Origin of the sequence: Hydrogenophaga sp., from assembly GCF_048549895.1 — a bacterium.
Classification (GTDB): Bacteria; Pseudomonadota; Gammaproteobacteria; order Burkholderiales; family Burkholderiaceae_C; genus Hydrogenophaga.
This window is the reverse complement of the sequence record NZ_JBLYYB010000162.1, coordinates 1-4,083: the sequence shown is the minus strand read 5'-3', so window position 1 is coordinate 4,083 and position 4,083 is coordinate 1. Positions and strand designations below refer to the sequence as shown.

Annotated in this window: 5 protein-coding genes and 1 pseudogene; 5 read left to right on the top strand and 1 reads right to left on the bottom strand. The window is 60.3% G+C overall.

What is annotated here, in order from left to right:
- Nucleotides 1-1,076: restriction endonuclease subunit S (locus ACN4F8_RS15860; RefSeq protein ID WP_419474438.1), on the top strand; the 1,076-nt coding region annotated here is incomplete at its 5' end.
- A gap of 25 nt (nt 1,077-1,101) precedes the next feature.
- Nucleotides 1,102-1,836, top strand: a complete 735-nt coding sequence (locus tag ACN4F8_RS15855) for a DUF3800 domain-containing protein (RefSeq protein ID WP_419474437.1) — start codon at nt 1,102-1,104, stop codon at nt 1,834-1,836.
- A gap of 155 nt (nt 1,837-1,991) precedes the next feature.
- Here the strand turns inward: ACN4F8_RS15855 and ACN4F8_RS15850 are convergent, their stop codons facing one another.
- Nucleotides 1,992-2,171 (bottom strand): hypothetical protein, encoded by a 180-nt coding sequence (locus tag ACN4F8_RS15850; protein WP_419474436.1) that lies wholly within the window; start codon nt 2,169-2,171, stop codon nt 1,992-1,994.
- 121 nt (nt 2,172-2,292) lie between these two features.
- Here ACN4F8_RS15850 and ACN4F8_RS15845 point away from each other — a divergent pair, with 121 nt between their 5' ends.
- From ACN4F8_RS15845 to ACN4F8_RS15835, 3 genes and pseudogenes are all read left to right on the top strand, one after another.
- Nucleotides 2,293-2,562, top strand: coding sequence for a BrnT family toxin (locus ACN4F8_RS15845; RefSeq protein WP_419474435.1), 270 nt, complete (start codon nt 2,293-2,295; stop codon nt 2,560-2,562).
- Nucleotides 2,563-2,592: 30 nt separating this feature from the next.
- A pseudogene (locus ACN4F8_RS15840) lies at nt 2,593-2,844 on the top strand (BrnA antitoxin family protein); the annotation flags it as partial.
- Nucleotides 2,845-2,877: 33 nt separating this feature from the next.
- Nucleotides 2,878-4,083 (top strand): type I restriction endonuclease (locus tag ACN4F8_RS15835; RefSeq protein WP_419474434.1); only part of this gene is annotated, 1,206 nt, incomplete at its 3' end.

The following is a 4,083-nucleotide window of genomic DNA, read 5'->3' as shown; positions in this document are numbered from 1 at the left end:
TGAAAATGGGGTTCATCGATTTTACTGCCGAGTGCTATTTAGGCTCGTTAGAGCTCTACAAGCGGTGGATGACTCGCGGCGATATTCGCAAGAACGACATTTTATTCACCACCGAAGCGCCACTAGGCAACGTCGCACTCGTCCCAGATTCACAGAAGTACATCCTTAGCCAGCGGACAATACTCATTCAGGTCGACGAGGCCCAAGCATTGAGCCCGTTCGTATTTCAGCAACTGAGCTCAGCCCAATTCCAGCGCAATCTATTCGATAACGCTAGCGGATCAACTGCACAAGGAATACAGAGGAAAAAATTCGAACAGCTTAACGTCGCGCTACCCCCACTTCATGAACAACGCGCCATCGCAGAAACCTTGAGCGATGTGGATGCCCTGCTGAGCGGGCTAGACCGACTCATCGCCAAACAGCGCGACCTCAAACAGGCTGCCATGCAGCAACTCCTCACCGGCCAGACCCGCCTCCCCGGCTTTCAGGGGGAGTGGGAGGTGAAGCGGTTGGGTGAGATCGCCACCTTGAATAAAGTTAATGTCTTGCCTTCCGAGCAGCCGGAACGACAGTTCGTTCATTTCAGTCTTCCCGGATTTGATAACGAGAAGACTGCGAATGTTGAACTCGGGGCCACTATCGGTAGCAGCAAGTTCGGCGTGCCCCCAGGGGCCGTTCTAGTTTCCAAGTTGAATCCTCGTATTCCCCGAATTTGGGCGCCGTCAACAATCCCTGAGAATGCAGTTGCCTCAACCGAATGGTTGATATTGACGCCAAGAGGGGGAATCGATCGTAGTTACTTGTTCTTGCTGTGCTCATCGCCGATATTTTGTGAGCGAATGGAGCTCGCGGCTACGGGAACAACTGGTAGTCATCAGCGCATAAGCCCAGCCGCGGCGCTAGCCATTCAGATTTCCGTGGTAGCCGATCCCGTTGAACAAACCGCCATCACCCAAGTCCTCAGCGACATGGATGCTGAACTCGCCGCCCTCGAAGCCCGCCGCGAGAAAACCCGTCAGCTCAAGCAGGGGATGATGCAGGAGCTACTCACCGGCCGGACGCGTTTGGTATGAGCCGGGCCGTGCCCAGGCGGTCGGCATGAAAGTGCTTTATCTGGATGAATCGGGTGACCACAACCTGGCTGTGATCGACCCGTCCTACCCGCTGTTCGTGCTGGGCGGCGTCATCATGGAACAGCGCTATGCCGAGGGGGCTTTGGAAGAGGCGCTGGGACGCTTCAAGCGAGACCTGTTTGGCCGCGATGATCTGGTTTTGCACACGGCGGACATCACCCGAAACCGTAACGGCTTCGAGCGGTTGAAAGAGCCCGCATTTCGAGAGCGGTTCTACCGCGAACTCAACGCGTTGCTTCGATCGCTGACGTTTACGGTGGTGGCCTGCGTGATCAGAAAGCAGGAGCACTTGGGGCGCTATGGCGTTGCCGCGCTGGATCCTTACATGCTCAGCCTCGACGTTTTGGTCGAACGTTATTGCATGGAGCTTGGCTCCGGCTCTGGCAGCGGCGTGATTGTTGCGGAGTGCCGAGACGCTACGCTGGACCGCCAGCTTGAAATCGCGTGGTTGAATCTGAAGGTGCAAGGCACGCGCTATTTGCAGGCAACCCAGATTCAGCAGCGCATTGCCGGACTCAACCTTCGACCGAAGTCTGCGAATCTGGCCGGGTTGCAGCTTGCCGATCTGGTCGTGACGCCCATTGGCCGAAAGGTGCTGGGCAAGACGGTCAAGGAAGACTACCGGGTGGTGGAAGAGAAGTTCCGACGCAGCCGGGACGGCAGGATCGAGGGCTATGGCTTGGTGGTGCTGCCCCGATGACGCCCAAAAAATGGGGCCAGCCCCCGCTACGCAGTGACCAGCCCACACGACACATACTGTGTACGTTTGCCCGAAATGGCAAGCGCTGCCTGACGGACGGTATCTGCCCTGTCGCCGCTGTCGATCCGCCGGGACCTACTCGCTATCCCGTGCGGTCAGTCGGCCAGCTTCAGGTCCCGAAACTTGCTGGTATGACTCAACAGGGCCCGCTCAAGGCGGGCGATGCTTTGCCCGGTCTCGATGGCCGTCGAGCTGGCCACCGACCGCACAATCACCGCACGGGTGAGTGCCGCTGGGGTGCTGCGCTTGCGACGGATGTTGCTTTGCGACGTCATGCCCGCAGCTTGCCATTTGTGTGTGGACTAGACCCGCTTCGGGGCAGCGCCGAGCCCGCCGGGCCTGGATCGTTTCTGGAAGAGAATTTGAGTAATATGCACGTTGTGCATACACTCTACCATGCACTTTGAGTGGGACGAGGCTAAGCGGCGGACCAATCTGCGCAAGCACGGTGTCGATTTTGCCGATGCGGTGGGCGCCTTGGAGGACCCGTTCAACCTCACGCTTGAAGAGACCTCCGCCACCGGTGAGCCGCGCTTCGTCACCATGGGCCGGGGCTTTTGTGACCGGGTTTTGTATGTGGTGTGGACCGAGCGCGGGGTTGACGTCATTCGCATCATTTCTGCGCGCAAAGCCAGCCCCGGCGAAGCGCGCCACTATCAGGACTGAGCCATGAAGACCGAAATGCCAGAACGCGATTTCAGTGCCGGCAAGCGCGCCAAGCAGGTGCCGCAGCTTGCCCGGCTCCAGAAGGAGAACGAGAGCAAGGAGCGGATCACGATTCGCCTGGACGCCGACGTGCTGGCCTGGTTTAGGGCGCAGGTGCGCGGTGGTGGCAACTATCAGACGCTGATCAACGACACCCTGCGTGCGGCGATGAAAGCCGACGACGCCCCGTTGACGGTTGGCAAACTGCGCGAGGTGCTGCGCCAGGAACTGCACGCCGCCTGAGCGCGGGTGCCAACGGCGGGAACCCGAAACCACATGAGCCTGATTGGCCAAGCCGAGCGCGTCACGCAGAACCGTGTGGTGGCCTTGTTCCGCGACGAGTTGGGCTATCGCTATCTGGGAAACTGGACCGACCGCGACAACGGCAACATCGAGGAATCCTTGCTGGGCCCGTGGCTGACCGCTCGCGGGCATACCCCGGCGCAGATCAGCATGGCGCTGCACCGCCTGCGCACCGAGGCGGGCCATCACGACCGCAGTCTGTATGGCAACAACAAGGCGGTCTACGAACTGCTGCGCTACGGCGTGCCGGTGAAAACCGAGGCCGGGCAGGTCACCGAACAGGTGCACCTGATCGACTGGCAGCATCCCGAAAGCAATGACTTCGCCGTGGCCGAAGAGGTCACCCTCAAGGGCGGCCACGAGCGGCGGCCCGATGTGGTGCTGTACGTGAACGGCATTGCCATCGTTGTGCTGGAGTTGAAGAACAGCCGCGTGTCGCTGAGCGACGGCATTCGCCAGAACCTGTCCAATCAGCGGCCCGAGTTCAACGCGGGGTTCTTTTCGACCGTGCAGTTCGTGTTTGCCGGCAACGATTCCGAAGGCTTGCAGTACGGCACCATCGGCACGCCGGAAAAGATGTTCCTGCGCTGGAAAGAGGACGAGGCCGACAACAGCCGCTACAAGCTCGACAAGTATCTGCTCAGGATGTGCGACAAGCAGCGCCTGCTCGACCTGTTGCAGCACTTCGTGCTGTTCGATGGCGGCATCAAGAAGCTGCCGCGGGTGCATCAGTACTTTGGCATCAAGGCGGCGCAGCAGCATGTGCGGGAGCGTCGCGGCGGCATTCTCTGGCACACACAGGGCAGCGGCAAAAGCATCGTCATGGTGCTGCTGGCGCGCTGGATTCTGGAGCACAACCCGCAGGCGCGGGTGGCCATCATCACCGACCGTGATGAGCTGGATAAGCAGATCCTGCGCGTGTTCACCGATGCCGGGGAGGCCATGCAGCGCAGCCGCAGCGGCCGGGACTTGATGACACAGTTGGCCAGCCCCAGCCCGCGGCTGATGTGCTCGCTGGTGCACAAGTTTGGCAGGCGTGACGTGGCCGACTTTGACGCCTTCATCAAGGAGCTGGAGGCCCGGCCCAGCCCGACCGTGGGCGAGGTGTTCGTGTTCGTGGACGAATGCCACCGCACCCAGAGCGGCAAGTTGCACCGCACGATGAAGGCCATGTTGCCC